Below are 20,582 nucleotides of genomic sequence, written 5' to 3'. Positions count from 1 at the left end.
CATAAACCCGCCCCCACCCCGCGATTTCTCTTCAAATCAAGCTCACTTGCTAACCGTCAATAAGTAGCCTTCGTGGACGTTAAAATTAGGGATAACATAAGCCAAGCTGCCACTACCCACCGAAAAACTTTCTTCTTTAACGGTGACAAGCTGTGGCACTGCTCCTTCTTGATTGTTGGGAATCTTTTCTAACTTTATAGTTATTTTCTGACCCCTTTGAATACCTAGCTGCTCCAAATTGCCGAGGGTTAATGTTACCGTTGTTGCTGAGGAAAAATTGGGGTCGAAATAACCTAAAAGTATCTGTGCTTTACCTTCAGGATTTGACTTGCTGGCTAAAGCGACAAGGCGATTGTTATTTGACCAACTCCGCACCCGCGAATTAACTCCGTCAGCATAAGCTTTGTATGTCCACCAAGCGGCTCTCGGTTCAAAATTATTAGGCGTGACCATCCCACTCAGCGTATTGTTGAAGCAATTGCTAACTTTATTTGGCCCTTTACTCTCCCAACAAGCTCTGCAAGCACCGTCAGCTTTTGCATACTCTAAGTTATACAAATAACCTAATATTTCCCCCGGCTGGTACTGCGCTAAATTCCCGACAATTTCGTTGACGTAAATTTTTTGCAATTTCAGTTCCTTGTAAGAAGGACTTTGCTGAAAATTGCGTTTAGCATCAATTACATGGTCGTCAACAAATAAGATCATGGTATCGTTGAGTTCGTGCCAAGCTAAGAAATTTACTTCCAGTTTGTTCGCTTTGCAGTAATCCAAAAAAGCGGCGAGATATTCTTTGTTGTACTTGGTAATGCTCGGCCCGCCAATCATTGCAGACGGCCCCAATTCTTCTCGCAAAATTTTGTAAGCTCTTTTGTAGGTTTCAAAGAATTGTTCTCTGCTTCCATTCCAAAACGGATTTTTTAAATCTGGTTCATTCCATACATCCCAAATAATTTTCTTGCCTTTATTTTGCTGGGCTAACTGTCGGATGAATGCTTCCCACGCAGGGTAGTTTTGATAGGGCCACCCATTGGGATTGCTACCGTAGCCCCACAAGTCGCTGACTACTAACTGAAACTCGGCTCCGCTGGCGATTACTCGATCGTAAATATCGAGTCTCCCCGCCCGCCAAAGTTTGGGCTGCAAGGGTTTGATAGAACTATCCGGCGGTTTTGCGGTGTCGATTCCGTGCAGGATGCCACTCATGGAAATTGTACCGGTGGCTGGCTGTCCAAAATCTACTGTAACGTTCGATCGCACTTGGGCGATCGCTCTTGGCTGTCCCAAATAGGCTATTAACAGAACAGTGACAATAGCTAAACAAATTGGCAGCAGTTTATTAATACGTGGGAACTTGAATGTAAATTGCATATCTTTTGTTTGGTTGATGTTTTGTGGAATGGGCCGAAGAACCCGTTCCTAAGAAGGCTACAAGAACTCAGTTTTAACGAACAGATGAAAACACTTCAAAACCCTGTATTGATTCTATCACTTTTTGCCACGAGCGGGAGTTGATCAGCTCGTTGGTATCGAACGGAACTCCTTTTTCTGCTGCGAAAATACCAAAATTTTTCACCCAATCAAAGATAGTTTCTGTGGTAAAATAAGGCGTGCAGGCCCAAGCAGATTGCAAATTACTCGCCATCTCGGACATATCTCCCCGATCGTAAGCCTCCCAAGCTTTCCACACTAAATAATAGTATTTCACCAGGCTATCCCCTTGTTGTACCTGCTTTTTGAGTTTCGGACTAATAGAGAAACTGTCGCTCTCATCATCACTTACAAATGCCTGTTCAATTATTTCTCCATATTCCCGAAGCATCCGTTCTTCTTTGAATAGTTCTTGGGCTCGCGCTTTGCACGCTTGTCCTGCAAGTCGGCGCAATTCGGGATTTTCTGCCCATATTTCCACCGTTTCTACCAACTCTTTTACTGTTCCTTCTGGGTCGATTGTAGGATCGGGCAACAACTTTCCCGTATCTCCCAATTCTTCAGGAATCCCGCTGACTGCTGTGGCAATTACGGGCAATCCTTTCGCCATTGCTTCCATAATTGCTAGCGGCATTCCTTCTGCTTGGGAAGATAAAATAAAGATGTCGCTGGCGTCGAGCCAATCAGCAATATCCCAGCGCTGTCCTAAGAATTTAACCTGTTCTTCTACTCCCAATTTGCTCACAGTTGCTCTTAATTCAGGTTCCATATTGTCGTGAGTAGTAGACCCCGGCCCGGCCCAAACAAAGCAAATTTGGGGCCAAATTGGACGATTTTTCAATTGGGCGATCGCCTGCAATTGATACTGATATCCTTTAATGGGAGTCAATCTCGCCGCCGTAAAACAAACGACAGCACTTTCGGGGATTCCTTGTTCTTGACGCAGGCGCTGGCGAGTGGAAAGATTTGGCGGCTCAAAATAACTATTTTGTCTGCCATAATAGATTACTTTTCCTCGTTCTAGACGTGCTTTAAATAGACTTTGGAACAAGTTTAAATTCTCGTTGGAAACTGCTACTGCTGCTTTGGCTACCATGTACTGGTAGGCAACTGCATCGAAATAGGGAATTTGATCGCCGCGATCGAAGCTTTCATAATTGCGATTGATATAACCCAGACTGATTATGTACGGTATATTTTGCTCGATCGCAACTTGTTTCGCTGCAAAGTTAGCCATCGGCCAGCCGTCACTAAATATAATTAAATCCGGTCGAGCCTGGGCGTAAATCTTTTGAGCATCATCCAAATTGTAAGCTATTCGCAAAAACTCTTTCATCGTGTCGAACTCTAGCCAAATATGTTCGATACCGAGCTGTTTTTGTTCGGTAATTAAAGGGTTAGAAGCTTGACTTTGAACACTGGTTACTCGGTAGCCATCCGCAGCTAATTTACACATCAGCGAGTGGTTAAACTGAGCCAATCCGCCGACTCCTGAGTCTTCTGTGTACAGGAGTACGTGCTGTCTTGGCTGCCGAGAAGTCGAACGGGGAGCGGATTGAAACTGATAAGGATTGTTCGCTGCGATCGCCACTATGTCTTGCCATTCCTGTAAATTGGTTAAGGCATAGGCATCAAAGTTGTAGCCGTACTGTTCTGAAACCCCCTTAAAAGTTTCCAGCCAATTAAAAACAGTTTCAGTGCCGGTCAAATGAGTGTAATACAGAGATTTTTCCAGACATTCGACCATTTCTGGCAAATATCCGTCGCGGTACATCCGCCATGCTATCCATACGAAACACTTGTAACGTTCCGCGCGTTTCAAGTCACGGATGCGCTGAGGTAAGTCTGGCCGCGCGAAAAATTGCTCCATCAAAATTTCCGTATTTTTCATTAATTTGCAGCCGTTAGACATAATATTGCTGTCGTGCTGACGATAGCAGGTTAATATCTCTTTTAACCAAACTGACTTGCAGCCTTTTAAACCTAAACGTAGGACAAAATCTAAATCTTCGGTTGGCGGCAAGCGATGATCGAAACCTCCCAAGCGTTCCCACCACTCTCGCCGCAGCATCATGGCGCTGGGACGCACTGATTTGTACAAAACAAAACTTTCTAAATCTAATTTTGGTGCTTCTTCCCAAGGCTTTACTCCATAGATGCCTTTCTCGTTTTTGTCAATAATAACCCAACCTGTTTGCACCATATCTAATGTGGGGTCAGCGTCAAAGCAAGCTACTTGTTTTTCGAGTTTTTCTGGTAAGAACAAGTCGTCAGCATCTAGAAAAGCTAAAAATTCCCCTTTGGCTAACTTGCAAGCATGATTTCGAGCAATTGCTGCTCCTTGGTTATCTTGATAGATATATTGAATTAAATCGAGGTAAGGTGCTAAAACTTTGGGAGTGTTGTCAGTTGAGCCGTCGTCTACGACAATAATTTCCCAGTTTTCATAAGTCTGGCCCAGAACACTCTCTACGGCTCTGACAATGTAGCGATCGCAGTTGTAAGCCGGGATGATGACACTGACGCGCGATTTTTGGGGAGTAATAATACTAGCCATTAATTGTTTCCATTCTGGTAATTGTCTGAGAGAAATGGCATCAATATTGCAACCGTAGGTCTTAGCAATTTCAGTGATGCGCTTTACCCAATCTGCTATAGTTGCTGTCAGGGAGTACGGGGTATAATCTAAAGCTTTTTGCAAATAGTCAGTCATTTCTGCCGGATAGCCGCTGTAGTAAAGTTGCCACGCCATCCATGTCAGAGCTTCATACAACGCCTGCTTTTCTAATTGGCGGATGTCCTCTGGAAAGTCGGCTCTACTAAAGAAATTTTGCTTTAATTTAATACAAAGGTTGGCCTGTTTTAGCGCTCTCTGGATGGACACATTTTGCCCGTGCTGGCGGTAGCATACTGTCACTTGAGGCAACCAAATAGCTTCGCAACCAGATAGTGCTAAACGCAAGATTAAGTCGGCATCATCTACTGAATCATACTGAGAATCAAAGCCACCGACTCGTTCCAGCCACTGCCGCGAAAACATCATGGCGCTGGGAAGTAGGGGCATATAAACAATCCAGGTTTTTAAGTCTAACTGAGGCAAGTATTCCCAGGGTTTGACATCAAAAATACTTTCGCCTTGCTCTTTAACCATTCGCCAGCCACTATTAACAATTCCTAGTGATGGCTGAGCGTCAAATAACGCAACTTGTCCAGCTAACTTATCGGACAATAAAAAGTCATCTTGATCTAAAAAAGCAATTAATTCACCTCGGGATTCCTGAATTCCTCGGTTTCTCGCGGCAGCTACTCCTTGGTTTTCCTGATAAACATAGCGAATTTTGTCAAAATAAGGCTCCAATGCTTGGCGGGTGTCGTCGGTTGAGCCGTCGTCTATGACGATAATTTCCCAGTTTTTATAGGTTTGGCTGATGACGCTTTCTACTGCTTGCGCGATGTAGCGATCGCCATTATATGCTGGAATAATTACACTTACTCGCGGTGTCGAATTTGCCATTGACATGAGTTTTATCGCTGATAAGGAAGGGTTCGGGAAAGGATTCTGAAACGGATGTAACGGAGGTCAGGAAGAAGGAAGAAGGAAGAAGGAAGAAGGAAGAAGGAAGATGCTATTCTACTGCTGACAGCAATCCGAATTATCAAGGTAAATCTAGTATTTTAGCGTGCATAAAATACAGATTCAATACCCTGTACTTCCTCGACTAATTTTTGCCATTCTGCTGAATTAATTAGAGAATATGTATCTAACTTATGCCCTTTAGCTGACGAAAAATTGCCAAAATATTCTACCCAGTTTAATAGCGTTTCTGTATTCAAAAAAGGTGTGTACTTCAAAGATTTTTGAAGCGACTTCTGCATTCCGCTTAGATCTTCTTGACAGTAAGCCTGCCAAGCATTCCATACTAAAGAGCTGTAGTTGACCAGGCTTTCTATTTTCGCCATTGACCTCTGCACCTTTTTTTGAGTAACAAATGGATCTGTTTGGCGATCATCGCAACGTAAAGCTTTTTCGATCGCCTCCATCGACTGTGCCAACATCCGTTCCTCTTTAAACACTTTCTCGGCCCGCTGCTTGCAAGCTTGACCGATTTGATGCCGCAATTCTGGATTCATTGCCCATGCTTCTACAGTTTCCGCCAATTCCCTCGCGGTTCCCCCTGGATCGGTATTCGGATCGGGCAACAATTTCCCAGCATCGCCAAGCCCTTCAGGAATGCCGCCCACAGCCGTTGCAACTACCGGCAATCCCTTAGCCATCGCTTCCATGACTGCAAGAGAAGGCGCTGCATCTGCCAGAGAAGTCAAAATGAATATGTCACTAGCATCCAGCCAATCTAGGATATCCCAGCGCTGTCCGATCGCCTTCACGCGATCGCTCACCCCTAACTCTTTAATAGTTTCCCTCAATTCTATTTCTACATTGTCAGCGCTTCCCTCACCAGTTCCTGCCCACACAAAATACAGTTTAGACCACACAGGAGACTGCTGCAACTGCTTGATTGCTTCGATCTGATATCGATGCCCTTTAATCGATGCCAATCGAGCCGATGTGAAACAGACAATCGCATCTTCAGGAATGTCTATTTCTTGTCGCAGGCGTTGACGAGCCGCAGCATTAGGAGGTGCAAAATATTCAGGAGAACGCCCCAAGTAAATCACTTGTCCTCGCTCTTTTGGCAACTTGAAATCTTTGCACAATAAATTTAAATGTTCGTAAGCGCCAACAATCAAGGCTCTAGCTTGCAGGCAGTGGTAGAGCGCTCCTTCTACATAAGGAACTACATCCCCGCAGGCAAAAGTTGCGTGTTCTGGCATAACTAACCCAATCACCATCATGTATGGTATTCCCATTTCAATAACTACCTGTTTAGCAGCAAAATTGGAAAATGGCCAACCATCGCTAAAAATAATCATATCCGGTTGATTGCTAGCAAAAAGCTCTTGTGCATCCTGAGTATTTCTTAACACCCGCTGTAAATCTTTATGGCCGCTAAAATCCAGCCACAAATGCTCTATACCTAACTCTCGTTCTCGCTCCAGCAAGGGGCTAGAATGTTTGGTCTGCACGCAAGTGACTCGATAGCCCAACATGGCTAACTGACAAAGAATGGCATGATTGTACTGCGCTAATCCTCCCACGCCCGGATCGTCCGTGTTGTAGAGTAAAATGTGCGCTTGCGCTTTTGAAGGTGTGGGAATAGAACTCTGTTGAGATTGGGGTGGATTAGTCATCACCATCATAATAATCTCTTGCCATTCCGCTAACTTACTCAGCGAATAAGCGTCAAAATTTTCACCGTATTCCTCAGAAGCCATCTGAAAACTTTCCAGCCAATTCAAGACTGTTTGTGTGGGCGAAAAAGATGTATATTGCAATGACTCTTCTAAACACTGTGCCATCTCTGCTAGATGACCGTCGCGATACATCCGCCATGCCAGCCACTTTAAGCATTGATAGCGTTCTGGATTTTTTAACTGCCGGATTGACTGAGGCAAATCGGGTCGAGCGAAGAATTTTTTCATCACAATTTCTATATTCTTCATTACGCGAAAACCGCTTGACATGAGATTATAATTGTGCTGGCGATAACAGGTAAGTGTCTCTTCTAACCAAACTGCTTTGCACCCCTTTAAAGCTAAATGCAAGGCGAAGTCTAAATCTTCTGCTAGTGGCAACTGAGAATCGAAACCGTCCAATTTTTTCCACCACTTTCGGCGCAGCATCATTGCACTAGGTCGCACGCATTTATATAGAATAAAGCTTTCTAAATCTAATTTAGGCGCTTGCTGCCAAGGCTTGACAGCAGAAATCTCTCGCCCGGTTTCATCGACGATCACCCAACCTGTTTGCACCATATCTAATTCGGGGTCAGCGTCAAAGCAAGCTAGTTGTTTCTCTAGCTTGGATGGTAGGAAATAGTCATCGGCATCTAGAAATGCCAAAAACTCGCCTTGGGCTAGTTGGCAAGCAATATTTCTGGCGGCTGCTACTCCTTGATTTTCCTGATATATGTAGCGAATTCTGTCAAAATAAGGCTGCAATACTTGCTGCGTGCGATCGGTCGAACCATCGTCTACAACTATAATTTCCAAATTAGTAAAAGTTTGAGCTAGGGCGCTTTCTACCGCTTGCACGATGTAGCGATCGCCATTATATACAGGTATAATTACGCTTACTTGCGGTGTTCGAGTAGCTGTTGACATTATTTAGCTCGCTGTTAACCTATGATTATCTAGTTTATATTAATGTCGCTGACATTTAGCACTATTTATTGGCCGATCGACCGATGTATTTACTTGAATTGGAATTTTGACAATTTGTACCATACAATAATACATAGAATTATTACTCAACAGGAACGCAGGAAGTGAATTCAGAAACAGCAGCGGTAGATTTTCAACAACAGGCAGAAGTCTATTTGGCTTTAGGGAAGTTGGATGAGGCGATCGCACTTTGCCAGCAAATTTTGGCATCGCACCCCAATTCCGCCAAGACTTGCAAGACCTTGGGGAAGGCGCTGCAAGCTCAGGGTAAACTAGAAGACGCAAGGTATTGGTATAAAGTTGCGATCGCCCTGCAACCGGATTTTGCAGAAGCTTTTGCTAACCTCGGCACTCTCTGCGCTACATTGGAACAGTGGCAAGAGGCGATCGGCTGTTATCAAAAAGCGATCTCCATCCAACCGGACTTTGCAGGATTTTACCGAAATTTGAGCCGGATATTTACCCAAGTCGGTCAAGCTGAGGAAGCGGCAGACTGTTGGTATCAAGCACTCATCGTGGAACCAATAGAAAGAGCGGAAGAATATCTTGATTTGGGTAATACATTGCTTGCCCAAAATAAGCTTAAAAAAGCGCTAGTTTGTTACCACCGCACCATTTTTTTAAACCCGAGCTTTTGCGAAGCTTATTGTAAGATAGCCGAAGCTGCTAGCGAGCTGAAACAGTGGGACGAAGCTATTGTTCACTACCGCAAAGCTATTCAACTCCAGCCGGATATTTCGGAGTTTCATTACCAATTAGGCAATGTTTTGCAAGCCAAGGAATTCTGGCGCGAAGCGGAGGCCGCCTACCGGGAAAGTATTGAGTTAAATCCCAATTCTTTTTGGTCATACTACAACTTAGGCACCGTTATGCTCAAGTTAGAAGAATGGCAAGAAGCCGCGAGATGTTATCGCACAAGTGTTGAAATAAATCCGAATTTTTCTGGAGCTTACTACAGCATTGGTGCAGCTTGCGATCGATTAGAACAATGGTCAGAATCCGCCGCAGCTTACCAGCGCGCTACTGAATTAGATCCGAATTTTTTCTCAGCTTTTCACCAGTTAGGGGATGCTCTTGTTAAACTAGAAAAATGGTCGGAAGCTGAGGCTGCATACGAACAGGCGATCGCACTTAATTCAAATTTATTTTGGTCTCATTATAACTTAGCTTTGACTTTAGTTAAGCTTCAGAAGTTTTCCCCAGCAACATTCGCTTATCGGCGGGCGATCGCACTCAATCCAGAATTCTCTTGGACTTACCACAATTTAGGAGAAGTGCTGTTAAAAACTCAACAGTGGAAAGCTGCGGCTACAGCTTATCAACGTGCTATTGAACTTAATCCCCATGTTTCTTGGTCTTATTACAATTTAGGTGATGCTTTGAGTGAAAGTCACGAATGGAAGGATGCTGTTTCCACCTACCTTTGTGCGCTTAAAATCGAGCCGTCTCTACCAGAAATTTACATAAAGTTAGGTAATGCTCTCATTAAAAGAACTCCGGTTGATTCAGATGTAGCAACTAGCTACTATCACCACGAAATGCAGCCGCAGCACGCTCCTGAATTTTACTGCGAAATCGCCCAAAAGTTTGCTGAGAGCGATCGGCTTAACGAAGCCATCATGTTGTACTTGATGGTATTAGAGATTAGACCAAAAGATCCCGCAACATCCCAAAAATTAGAGGAGATTTTAGAAAAACAGCGTCAAACAGGGGAATCGAGTATATTATTAGAGTTAGAAGCTAAGGATATTCGCGATCGCTACATTGCCCGAGTTGCCAAAGGCAAGACTTTTGCAGAAGTCGGCGGCTTGTGGGGAACTGTCAGCGAAAAAGTATCTGTAGCTAGCAAATACGGTGCCGTTTCTCTGACAATGATTGATGCCATGCCGGCATCCATGCACTGGTGGCAAGATTTTCGCGATCGCATGACAAGTTTAAATATTGCTAATTATCACTGTATCAATCAAGATATCACTCAGATTCAACTTGCAGACATTGGCGAGCCTTACGATGTAGTTCACTGTGCAGGAGTTTTGTACCATCACCCCCATCCGTTGCAGATTTTAGTTGCCTTGCGTCAGATAACTCGCGAGCATTTAGTTTTCACTTCAGCTATCACCCAAGAAGTTATAGAAAATGAGTTTGGACGCTATGAAATTCCCACTTCTGGAGTAATGTTTATTCCAGCTTTGGACGACGCAGAACGAGCTATTTTAACAGCTTATTGGTGGCCATACATCAACAACAACCAACTTATAGGGATAACTGAGAAATCAGTTTTTCACATGAACGATTTTGCGCCGTGGTGGTGGCTACCTACAGCTACTGCTTTAGAAGCTATGTGCAAAGTCGCGGGATTTAAGGTTTTAGACAAAGGATTGGCTTGGGACAATAATGTTCTGACTCTGCTGCTGGGGATTTGAGGATTGGTAAACCAACAATAACAGGACTTGCTTTTGCACAAACGGCTAAACACCCGGTTTATGAGCTGATTTCTCGTTTTTTTTCTCATATTCCTACTCAAAACCGGGTGTTTTTCGTAAGTCCTAAATAAAATAGATAGCTGCAAACATCTTTTGTAAAGAAAATAGAAAATGGGAAATAATCAATGAACAATCACCAACCAGGGACGCCGTTAGGAAACATTTTAGTAGTAGACGATACACCAGAAAACCTGCGTCTGTTGTCTACGATGTTGACTCAGAGGGGGTACACCCCCCGCTGCGTCATTAACGGAAAAATGGCTTTGAGAGCCTGCAATTCTAATCCACCCGATTTGATTTTGCTCGACATAATGATGCCGGAAATGAACGGCTACGAAGTCTGTCAGCACTTGAAACTCGAAGCAAAAACTCGCGAAATTCCGGTAATTTTTATCAGCGCTAAAGATGAAGTATTTGACAAAGTAAACGCATTTGCTGTGGGAGCTGTTGACTATATCAGCAAGCCATTTCAGTTTGAAGAAGTGCTCGCTCGCATCGAAAGTCACCTCAGCCTGCGGAATTTACAAAAGCAGCTAAAAGAACAAAATATGCTGCTGCAAGAAGAAATCACTAGCCGCTTAGCTGTAGAAAAAACTCTTCAGGAAAAAAACCAAATCTTGCAACAAGAAATCAGCACCCGTCGCGCCGTTGAAAAAGCCCTGCAAGAGCAAAATTTGGTACTTCAACAAGAGATATCCCACCGCCAGCGTGCCGAATCTGCTCTATTAAAATCTAACCAAGAATTGGCGCGTTCAAATGCGGAACTAGAACAATTTGCTTATGTGGCTTCTCACGACTTGCAAGCGCCTTTAGCAACCATTGCCAGTTACGCTCAACTTTTAGAAAAACGCTACAAAGACCAACTCGACAGCCAAGGTAGTAAGTTTATCGGTAATATCGTTCAGGGCTGCACGAGAATGCAAAATTTAATTGACGATTTACTCGAATATTCGCGCGTTGGCCGGAGTCGGAAACCTTTTGAACTGACAGATTGCAATCACGCACTCGAGCAAGCACTCGCGAACCTGCAAGGGGCGATCCGCGAGAATAAAGCCGTTGTCACTTACAGCGAATTACCAACGGTAACCGGGGATATTTCTCAACTCGTGCAGCTATTTCAAAATTTAGTCAGCAATGCGATTAAATATCGCCACGATGCACCGCCTGTGGTTCATATTACTGCTTGCAAACAGGAGAAAAAATGGTTAATTTCTGTCTCAGATAATGGAATTGGGATTGCTCCGCAGCATCAAAAACGGATATTTCAAATTTTCCAGCGCTTGCACACTCAAAGAGAATATTCTGGGACAGGTATTGGTTTAGCAATTTGTCAAAAAATTGTGGAACTTCACGGCGGCTATATTTGGGTGGAATCAGAACCGGAGCAAGGTTCAACTTTTTACTTTACTCTCGCTTAGTCGAGGCATCCTTTTGTCAAAAGGTATAAGCTATAAGGTAGGCAAACTAAATTAATTACTCTATTTTAAGTCAGACAATATCAAGTACAAACTACAAGTTAACATTAGTTTATAGAGCAAATAAAATAAGTGAATAATTGGTGATGGCTGTGAGTATTGCGCTGGGAATTTTGGCTACAATTGGATTCTTTTTTTAACTGGCATAAATTGCAATTTATAATAAAAAATATTTTCCGTTGACACTCTACTTAGTGCGTGATATAATTACAAGTAAACACAATTTTTGTAGCAATTTATCACCCCGCAATTTTACGGTGTATATATGTGTACAATCAATTGAATGACTGCCCTAAAAATCAAAGGTAAAATTCAAGTTAGTTTAATATTTTCTGATTAATAAATATTATGAAAGCAGTTTTTAACTTAGCTTTGCCTCCTATCTGCTTTAAAGTTCTGTTAGTAGAAGACAACCCTCATGAAGCTGAGCTGATTGAAGATTTGCTGTCAGAAATTGGCGGCGCGCAGCGTATAGTGCTGACGAAAGTAGAGCGCCTCAGCGAAGCGCAGCAGCGATTGAATCAAGAAACTTTTGACATAATTTTATTAGACCTTTCACTGCCAGATAGTCTGGGAATCGAGACGGTGGCTCGCGTACAAGAGTACGGGGTAAATGTGCCGATCGTAGTTCTGACCGCCCAAAACGACGAAGAACTTGCCCTGCGGTTGATTTCGGTCGGCGTACAGGATTATTTGGTAAAAAGAAAAATCGACAGCGAACTGTTAATTCGATCGCTCCGTTACGCCATAGAACGCCAGAACAGTCAAGATGCTTTGCGAAAAAGTGAAGAAAAATATCGCTCGGTGGTGGAAAATTCCCTGATCGGAATTGCCATCATCGCTCCAATTATTGACAGCGAAATTCCTCTCAATTGCCACTGGATAGAAGTTAACGATGCCCTGTGCAATTTGCTGGGCTATGAGCGCTATGAACTCGTGCAAAAGAATTGGCTAGAGTTGACTCATCCAGAGGATTTGGAGGCTAATTGTGAAAATTTTTCTCAGATGTTAGCAGGTAGGCTCGACGGTTACATCTTAGACAAAAGGTGGCTCAGAAAAAACGGCGAAATAGTTCACACGCGAGTTTCCCTGCGCTGCATCCGCCGCCAGGATGGGTCTATCGACCGGATGATTGAAGTAGTGTTGGACGTGAGCGATCGCTACCGCTACGAAGCAAAACTGAAAGCGTCAGAAGAATTTTTAAACCACACCATAAATGCTACGCCAGACCCAATTTTTGTCAAAGACGAGCAACACCGCTGGATGATATTAAATGATGCTTTTTGTCAGTTTGTCGGCAAATCGCGGCAAGAACTGATCGGCAAATCAGATTATGACTTTTTCCCCCAATCAGAAGCTGCTGTTTTTTGGACAAAAGATGAAGAAGTATTGAGAACGGGTATCTGCTTGGAAACTGAAGAAAAATTCACAGACACGGCAGGGAAAGAACACATCATCTCTACCAAAAAAAGCGTCTTTAAAAAATCAGATGGCAGTCAAGTAATAGTAGGCACTATTAGAGAGTTTACTGAATACAGACGGCAGCAAAAAGCCCTGGAACAAAGCGAAGCTCGATTTCAAAAATTGGCAGCTAACCTGCCGGGAACAATTTATCAATTACGAATGTCAGCAACTGGAAAAATGTCTTTTCCCTACATCTCTTCAGGCAGTCGCCAACTGTACGAATTAGCAGCAGAAGCGATCGAGCAAAATGCGGAACTGATTTTCAGCGGAATTCACGCAGACGATCTCTTAGATTTAAAAGCATCGATCGCAATTTCAGCCACCACGCTGGAACCTTGGCAGCAGCAGTGGCGACAGACTTTGCCATCTGGAAAAGTTAAGTGGCTGCAAGGAGCTGCCAGACCAGAAAGGCTCAATAATGACAGCCAATCTGGCAGCGAAGGAGATATTCTCTGGGACGGTTTAGTAATGGATATTACTGAATTAAAGCAAGCACAAACAGAGCGCGATCGTTTTTTTACCATCTCCTTAGACTTGCTTTGTATTGTCGGTTTTGACGGATATTTTAAACGTTTAAACCCTGCTTGGTCAACAGTTCTAGGCTACAGTAGTGCGGAACTTTTTGCCAAGCCAATGATCGAATTTGTTCATCCAGACGATCGAAAAGCCACCGTAGCCGAAGGGGCAAAACTAATAGCCGGTACTTCCAGTATCTCCTTTGAAAACCGCTATCTTTGCAAAGACGGTTCTTACAAATGCCTCCTGTGGACATCATCGCCATTTAGTGAAGAAGGTTTAATCTACTCAGTCGGTCACGACATTACATCTCGCAAACAAGCCGAGTCCACACTCCAGCAACAAGCAGTAGCAATAGCCGCTGCTTACGACGGTATCGCTATTTTTAATGATAAGAAAGAATGTATTTATTCAAACGACGCTTATCTCAAAATGTACGGTTTGGCTAGCCCTAGCGAACTGTATGGGAAGAAATGGAATATGCTCTACAGCAAAGCAGAGAATCTATTTTTTGAACTACAAATAATGCCGACGCTCCTGCAAAAAGGGTACTGCAATATAGAAGCGATAGGTCAGCGCCGCGATGGTACTAAGTTCCCTCAAGAATTGTCGCTGACAATGCTTGCAGGGGGCGAAACAATTTCTATAGTCCGCGATATAACTAATAGAAAGCAGGTAGAATCAGCCCTGCGATCGAGCCAGCGCCGCTACCAAACTTTAGCAGAAGCATCGCCAGTTTGCATATTCCATACCGACACCTTGGGAAATTGCCTTTATGTGAATCAACGGTGGAGCGAAATTACGGGATTAAACGCAGAATTAGCAGCAGAAACTGGCTGGATGAATGCCATACATCCCGATGATACGGAGCGGGTAAAAAATGAATGGGATCGAGCAATTATTGAGAAAATTCCTTTTAAATCAGAATACCGATTTCAGCGTCCAGACGGTCGTGTAATTTGGGTGATAGGTCAGGCAATTGCAGAAATCGGAGACAAGCAGGAAATTAAAGGCTATATCGGCACTATAACTGATATCACCGATCGCAAACAAGCAGAATTAGATTTACTGCGAGTTACTCAAGCGGTTGAAAGCACCAGCGATGCGATCGGCATTGCTGACTTGAAAGGGCGATCGATCTACCACAATCAAGCCTTTGTTCAACAGTACGGCTACACCGCAGAAGAACTAAACACAGCAGGCGGATTAACAGCAATTTACCCCCAAACTAAAATGCTGCGAGAAATGTTTAAAACGATCCGTAAAGGCAAATCTTGGCAAGGCGAACTCAAAATTAACACTAAAAGCAACGAACTGGTAACAACTTTATTTCGCGCCGACGGCATTAAAGATGAAACTGGTCATTTAATCGGGTTAGTGGGAGTAATTACCGACATCACCGAACGAAAACAAGCGGAGATGGCCCTGCAGCAGCAATTAAGGCGAGAACGGCTAGTAGTTGCCATGCTCGATCGCATTCGATCCTCCCTCAATTTAGAAGAAGTCCTGACAACTGCTGTCGAACAAGTCCGGCAGTTTTTGCAAACAGACCGCACAGTTATTTACCGTTTTAATCCCGACTGGAGTGGCTTTGTCGTTGTGGAATCCGTGGCCAAAGATAGAATTTCGCTGCGAAACTTTAACAGTATTGATGGCTGTTTTAGAGAGAGATTTGTTGATATTTATCAGCAAGGCTGTATTAGATCTATGGAAGATATTTACCGGGAAAATTTGACGGAATGCCACATGAAATTCCTCGAAGGATTGGAAGTAAAAGCTAACTTAGTAGTGCCGATTTTGAAAGCACGAGAAAGCATTTGCCAGACCGAACAGACCGCAAAAAATCAGCTCTGGGGACTGCTAATTGCCCAGGATTGCAGCGGCCCCCGTCCCTGGGATTCCTCAGAAATAGAATCCCTGCGGCAATTGTGCGTGCAATTGGCGATCGCGATCCAGCAATCGACGCTATTTCAACAAGCACAAACCGAAATTGCCGATCGCAAACTTGCAGAATCTGCCCTCCAACAAGCCAAAGAAGTCGCGGAAAGCGCCAACCGCGCCAAAAGCGAATTTCTCGCCAACATGAGCCACGAACTACGCACGCCTTTAAACGGCGTTTTAGGTTACACTCAAATCCTCAAAACAGACAAAGACTTAAGCTCAGATCAGCAAGAAAGTCTCAGTAATATTCAACAGTGCGGTCAACACCTACTGATGTTAATCAACGATGTTTTAGACCTTTCCAAAATCGAAGCTAGAAAAATGGAACTCTACCCGGAAGAGTTGAATTTTCTAGATTTCACGAAAAACATTGCTGATCTCTTTCAGATGCGCGCCTCTCAAAAAGAAATTTTATTCAATTACGAACAAGTCTCTCCCCTGCCTAGCTACGTTCGTGTAGATCCAAAAAGATTGCGCCAAATCCTCATAAATTTACTCAGTAATGCCGTTAAATTTACTAACAGCGGCGGTGTGACTCTCAAGGTCGGCTATGTCGGCACAGGTGCCTGGAGTCGAGGGCAAGGAGAAGATTATGAACTCTCGACTTTGAGTTCGGAACTGAAACAAAATTATATGCGCTTCGCCCACAATCCAATCGCAGCCAAACACGCTTTAAAAATCCGCTTTCAAGTCGAGGATACCGGCACAGGAATAGAGCGAAGCAAGTTAGAAGAAATATTTTTGCCCTTCCACCAAGTAGGAGTCAATACCTTTGTTGAAGGTACAGGTCTCGGACTCTCGATTAGCCAGAAATTAGCGAAACTGATGGGTACCGAAATTCGCGTCAACAGCACTTTGGGAAAAGGCAGCACTTTTTGGATAGATTTAGAATTACCCGCAGCCAAACAGTATTTGGAGGTGTCTCCTTTACAGGAAAAACGCTGGCTTGTCGGTTTTGTTGGCAAGAAGCGGAAAGTGCTAATCGTGGATGATAATCAACTAAGTCGCGATTTGTTGTGCAGGCTGCTGGGGCGTTTGGGATTTGAGGTTGCAGAGGCCCAAAACGGTCAAGAATGCCTCTGCAAAACAGTTGAATTTCAACCGGATGTGATTTTAATGGACTTGCGGATGCCTGTAATGGATGGCTTAGAAACTGCAAGAAAACTGCGGCAGTTGCCGGAAGTAAAAGATGTTGTGTTAATCGCTATGTCAGCTAGCGTTTTCGAGGCTACGCAGCAAGATAGCATCCTCGCAGGGTGCGATGCTTTTCTTCCCAAGCCGATCGAAGCAAATCACTTTTTGGAACAGTTGCGCGTGCATTTGGGACTAGAATGGATTTATGGGGAATCTTCGGAAAACAAAAAGCGCAAACCTCCCAGTTTGTCACCAGCCTCTGATTTTCCTGCTTATTCTTCTCTGTTACCTGCGGCTTCTGAGTCGGTAGCAAAACTTTTGAAACTCGCAGCTATGGGCGACATTGAAGAAATTTTTGAGGAGAGTGCTAATCTGGAGAGTTTAGAACCTAATTTAGGGCCGTTTGTCTCGAAGCTGCGCCAACTTGCTAAGGGATTTCAGCTCAAACAAATTCGGAATACTTTAAAGCAATATATCGATGGTCAGTAGTCAGTAGTCAGTGGTCAGTGGTCAGTGGTCAGTGGTCAGTGGTCAGTAGTCAGTAGTAATATCATGTGCGGCCGCTCGATTGGACTTGATATCACTCTAATAGCCAACCAAATAATTCTCCTACTGTCAGTTGCAATTCCCTGGCAAAAGATGGCATGGGCAATAACTGTTCCGGTTCGTCAAACACCTCCGTTGATTGAGTCTGCCGATATACAAAAACCGATCGCTCCTCTGGATCGATCAACCAACCCATTTGAGTTCCGTGTTTGAGACAATGTAAAATATTTTTAGTAACTTTAGTTTGGCTTTGGTCGGGGGAGAGGATTTCAATTGTCCAATCCGGGGCGATCGCAAACACATTTGCCACACCACCATTTTCTTTACGGGGAATGCGCTCCCAAGTGAATACAGTCACGTCTGGAACGATCGCTCGACCGCCAAAAATGCACCGTAGTTCTGGAAATGCTCGCGCCACCTTTTGAGGTTTGAGAGCAGTATTAGCAGCGCTTGTCAACTCGCCTTGAATGACACTATGTTCTCCTTGAGGCATCGGTTTTTGAATGATTTCACCGTCAATGTACTCGCTGGCTGGTTTGGTTTCTGGCAACTTCAGAAACTCTTGGAGTGTCAAAGATTTGGGCAGGGTTTGTACCATCCAATTTTACCTATAAAATAGAGTTTCATCTGCTATTTTACCCAAAAGTCCCAGACTCGTGCGATCGGCGCTCCACTTACTTCAACATCCGGCTATACCACCTTGCATCCTGCGGCTAATCTTGCTTCTATATATTCAGAGACAGTTTTTGAGAGAGTTGGGATTGAAATTACTTTGCCTCAGTAACGGCCACGGAGAAGACGCGATCGCCCTTCGCATCTTGCAGGAACTGCAACAGCACCCGCATCCGCCAGAATTAGCCGTGTTTCCGCTAGTGGGCGAAGGGCAAGCTTTCGCTCAACTAGAAAACGCCCGCATCATTGGCCCGGTGCAACGGATGCCTTCGGGCGGCTTTATTTACATGGACGGGAGGGAATTTTTGCGCGATGTCAAAGGCGGCCTGCTTCAGTTGACCATCGCTCAGTTTAAAGCCATCCGCGCTTGGGTGCGAACCCAACAACAGTCTGGGAATCAAGACGGCGTTATTTTAGCCTGCGGGGATATTGTACCGCTGCTGTTTGCTTGGCTCAGCGGCGCGCCCTATGCCTTTGTCGGTACTGCTAAGTCCGAGTATTATTTGCGGGACGAGGACGGGCCTCTGGCTCGCAAATCCAGGGTCTTTGGTGGGTGGAATTGGTCGCGATCGGTTTATTTGCCTTGGGAGCGCTGGTTGATGACTCGATCGCGCTGTCGAGCCGTTTTTGCCAGGGACGCGCTGACCGCCGAGACTTTACAAACGCTGGGAGTTCCCGCTTACAATCTCGGAAATCCGATGATGGACGGACTCGAACCGGAAAATCCCGCCGGTTTTTACGGCCCTGACGCAGAGTTTCGGGAAATGGAGCGATCGCTCATCATCACCTTACTCCCCGGTTCTAGAGCGCCGGAAGCCTATGCTAATTGGCTGCTAATAGTAGAGGCTGTAGCCGGAATTTTGTCGCTGTTTGCCGATCGCAAATTGTTATTTTTCGGAGCCATTTCTCCAGAGTTAAACTTAGAAGCTTTGCGACCTAGTTTAGATTTTTTCGGCTGGCGACAAGACGGCGAAACTAGAACACAGCGGCGAGAAGGAAGTATTTTGCGGCTTCCTGTTTCTAGCGATCAACAAATTCGGAAAGAATCTCCTAATTTGCTATTGCCCTTGACATTTGTGCAGAGAAACGCCACGATGATTTTGACTCAGCAAAGTTTTAACGATTGTTTGTACGAAGCCGATTTAGCAATAGCAATGGCAGGAACAGCTACAGAACAATTTGTAGGTTTAGGAAAACCCGCGATCGCCATTTCCGGAAACGGCCCGCAATTTACTCCCGCCTTTGCAGAAGCTCAAAGTCGCCTGTTAGGCCCGTCATTAATTTTAGTCAAACATCCCGCCGAAGTTGCCGGCGCAGTGCAGTCTTTGCTCCGCGACCCCGACAGGTTGCAGCTAATCGCTGAGAATGGCTGGCGCCGCATGGGAGAACCCGGTGCAGCAGCCAGAATTGCCGAGTGTTTAATTCAGCGCTTCGGCGGTGAAGACAGCAATTCTCAATTGCCTCCAATACATTAGGGACACAACTAATGTTATGTCCCTACCAAATATCTTTAATTTTACTTTTTAAACAAAATCTCGTTCGCTAACTACTAATTTCCGTTGTCTGTAGTGAGGAATGCAAGTCCTCTGATTTTTATGAGGAGTTGCATTCCGATGCTGCAAACCAATTTTATTTTGGTTGTTCGAGTAGGTGTGCAGGGCCGCGCACCTTACTAATACACCACTCGCAGAAAAAGTTAATTCACCGTTTTTTCTGATGATGGAACCCAGAAATTAGCTTGAGGAATTTTAAAATCCGACTTAACCAACACTCCCGGTTCTCGCTGCACAGGCAGCACATCTAAAGTATCCGTTTGCGCGCAATATTTTAAATCTTCAATAACACCTAAACCGAGGAGGCGCTGGCCGTGGCTGGCCCTTTCCAACAATTCGTGCAACCTATCTTGCCACTGCAAATAAAGAGCAATAGCCCCAAATACTTCATCGTTACCAGCAAAATCGCTGGCAGGAATACCGCTTTCTGCCAGGAGACTTTGGGCGATCGCACCAGCACAAACCGTATCTTCCAACGAATAACTCCCTTCCCAACCAGAACCCACAATCCAAATAGTTTCCGGCTGTTTATTTAACAAAAACTGCACCACAGATTTGCGGTTAATCAAAGCCGCCGTTAACACAGTTGCAGCAGCTTGCACTCGTTCCAGAGCCCGAGTACCGTTAGTTGTGCTGATAAAAATTCGCTTCCCAGTCACCTTTTCTGGCGTGCAGTCCAGTGGAGAATTCCCCATGTCAAATCCGTCAACTTTGCCGCCGCCGCGCTCGCCAGCGCGAATTCGCTTGTCTGCGGGCCATTTTTCGCTCTCGGCCATTAGCTTATCTAAGTCGCTGAAAACTTGGACAGCTTCCGCCCCATTATTCAGGGCCGTTGCCATTGTCGTAGTCGCCCGCAGCACATCAACTGCGATCGCGCAAGCCGGCATTTTGTCGGCTGGCGTAAGTTCCGGGGTATGGTAAATAAAAAGCTTCACTTTTGGGGCTACCTGCAATAAATCCTCATCAGTCATAATAATAGAATTTGTACCCTGAGCGTAGTCGAAGGGCTTTCTTCCTTCTTCCTTCTTCCTTCTTCCTTCTTCCTTCTTCCTTCTTCCTTCTTCCTTCTTCCTTCTTCCTTCTTC

The 20,582-nt window shown here is 44.6% G+C and carries 9 protein-coding genes; 4 read left to right on the top strand and 5 right to left on the bottom strand.

Features of this window, described 5'->3' with window-relative positions:
- Positions 1 to 42 precede the first annotated feature (42 nt).
- From QUA43_RS28465 to QUA43_RS28455, 3 genes are all read right to left on the bottom strand, one after another.
- The gene (locus QUA43_RS28465; RefSeq protein WP_333378852.1) at positions 43 to 1,371 is read right to left on the bottom strand and encodes a GH39 family glycosyl hydrolase; all 1,329 of its coding nucleotides are present in this window, start codon (positions 1,369 to 1,371) and stop codon (positions 43 to 45) included.
- Positions 1,372 to 1,444: 73 nt separating this feature from the next.
- Positions 1,445 to 4,951 (bottom strand): glycosyltransferase, encoded by a 3,507-nt coding sequence (locus QUA43_RS28460; RefSeq protein WP_333378850.1) that lies wholly within the window; start codon positions 4,949 to 4,951, stop codon positions 1,445 to 1,447.
- A gap of 155 nt (positions 4,952 to 5,106) precedes the next feature.
- Entirely contained in the window at positions 5,107 to 7,653 is a 2,547-nt protein-coding gene (locus tag QUA43_RS28455) for a glycosyltransferase (protein WP_333378849.1), read from the bottom strand.
- Positions 7,654 to 7,817: 164 nt separating this feature from the next.
- On the opposite strand from QUA43_RS28455, the gene QUA43_RS28450 reads away from it, so the two are divergent.
- From QUA43_RS28450 to QUA43_RS28440, 3 genes are all read left to right on the top strand, one after another.
- Positions 7,818 to 10,136 (top strand): tetratricopeptide repeat protein, encoded by a 2,319-nt coding sequence (locus tag QUA43_RS28450; RefSeq protein ID WP_333378847.1) that lies wholly within the window; start codon positions 7,818 to 7,820, stop codon positions 10,134 to 10,136.
- A 185-nt stretch (positions 10,137 to 10,321) separates the two neighbouring features.
- Positions 10,322 to 11,614 carry an ATP-binding protein gene (locus tag QUA43_RS28445; protein ID WP_333378845.1) on the top strand — a complete coding sequence of 431 codons (1,293 nt, stop codon included), beginning with the start codon at positions 10,322 to 10,324 and terminating at the stop codon, positions 11,612 to 11,614.
- 405 nt (positions 11,615 to 12,019) lie between these two features.
- Positions 12,020 to 17,215: a PAS domain S-box protein gene (locus QUA43_RS28440; RefSeq protein WP_333378843.1), complete on the top strand. Its 5,196-nt coding sequence runs from the start codon at positions 12,020 to 12,022 to the stop codon at positions 17,213 to 17,215.
- 91 nt (positions 17,216 to 17,306) lie between these two features.
- On the opposite strand, the gene QUA43_RS28435 is transcribed toward QUA43_RS28440, so the two are convergent.
- Positions 17,307 to 17,870 (bottom strand): Uma2 family endonuclease, encoded by a 564-nt coding sequence (locus QUA43_RS28435; protein WP_333378841.1) that lies wholly within the window; start codon positions 17,868 to 17,870, stop codon positions 17,307 to 17,309.
- A gap of 163 nt (positions 17,871 to 18,033) precedes the next feature.
- Between QUA43_RS28435 and QUA43_RS28430 the strand changes: the two genes are divergently transcribed.
- Complete coding sequence (locus QUA43_RS28430) at positions 18,034 to 19,419, top strand: lipid-A-disaccharide synthase-related protein (protein WP_333378840.1); 1,386 nt, start codon at positions 18,034 to 18,036, stop codon at positions 19,417 to 19,419.
- A gap of 221 nt (positions 19,420 to 19,640) precedes the next feature.
- On the opposite strand, the gene QUA43_RS28425 is transcribed toward QUA43_RS28430, so the two are convergent.
- A complete protein-coding gene (locus QUA43_RS28425; protein WP_333378870.1) occupies positions 19,641 to 20,432 on the bottom strand; it encodes a 2-phosphosulfolactate phosphatase family protein in 792 nt (263 codons plus the stop codon).
- Positions 20,433 to 20,582 lie beyond the last annotated feature (150 nt).

Source organism: Microcoleus sp. N9_B4 (assembly GCF_036701635.1).
Taxonomy (GTDB): domain Bacteria; phylum Cyanobacteriota; class Cyanobacteriia; order Cyanobacteriales; family Microcoleaceae; genus Microcoleus.
Note: the sequence above shows the minus strand (reverse complement) of the source record. Positions and strands in the feature narration are given on the sequence as shown.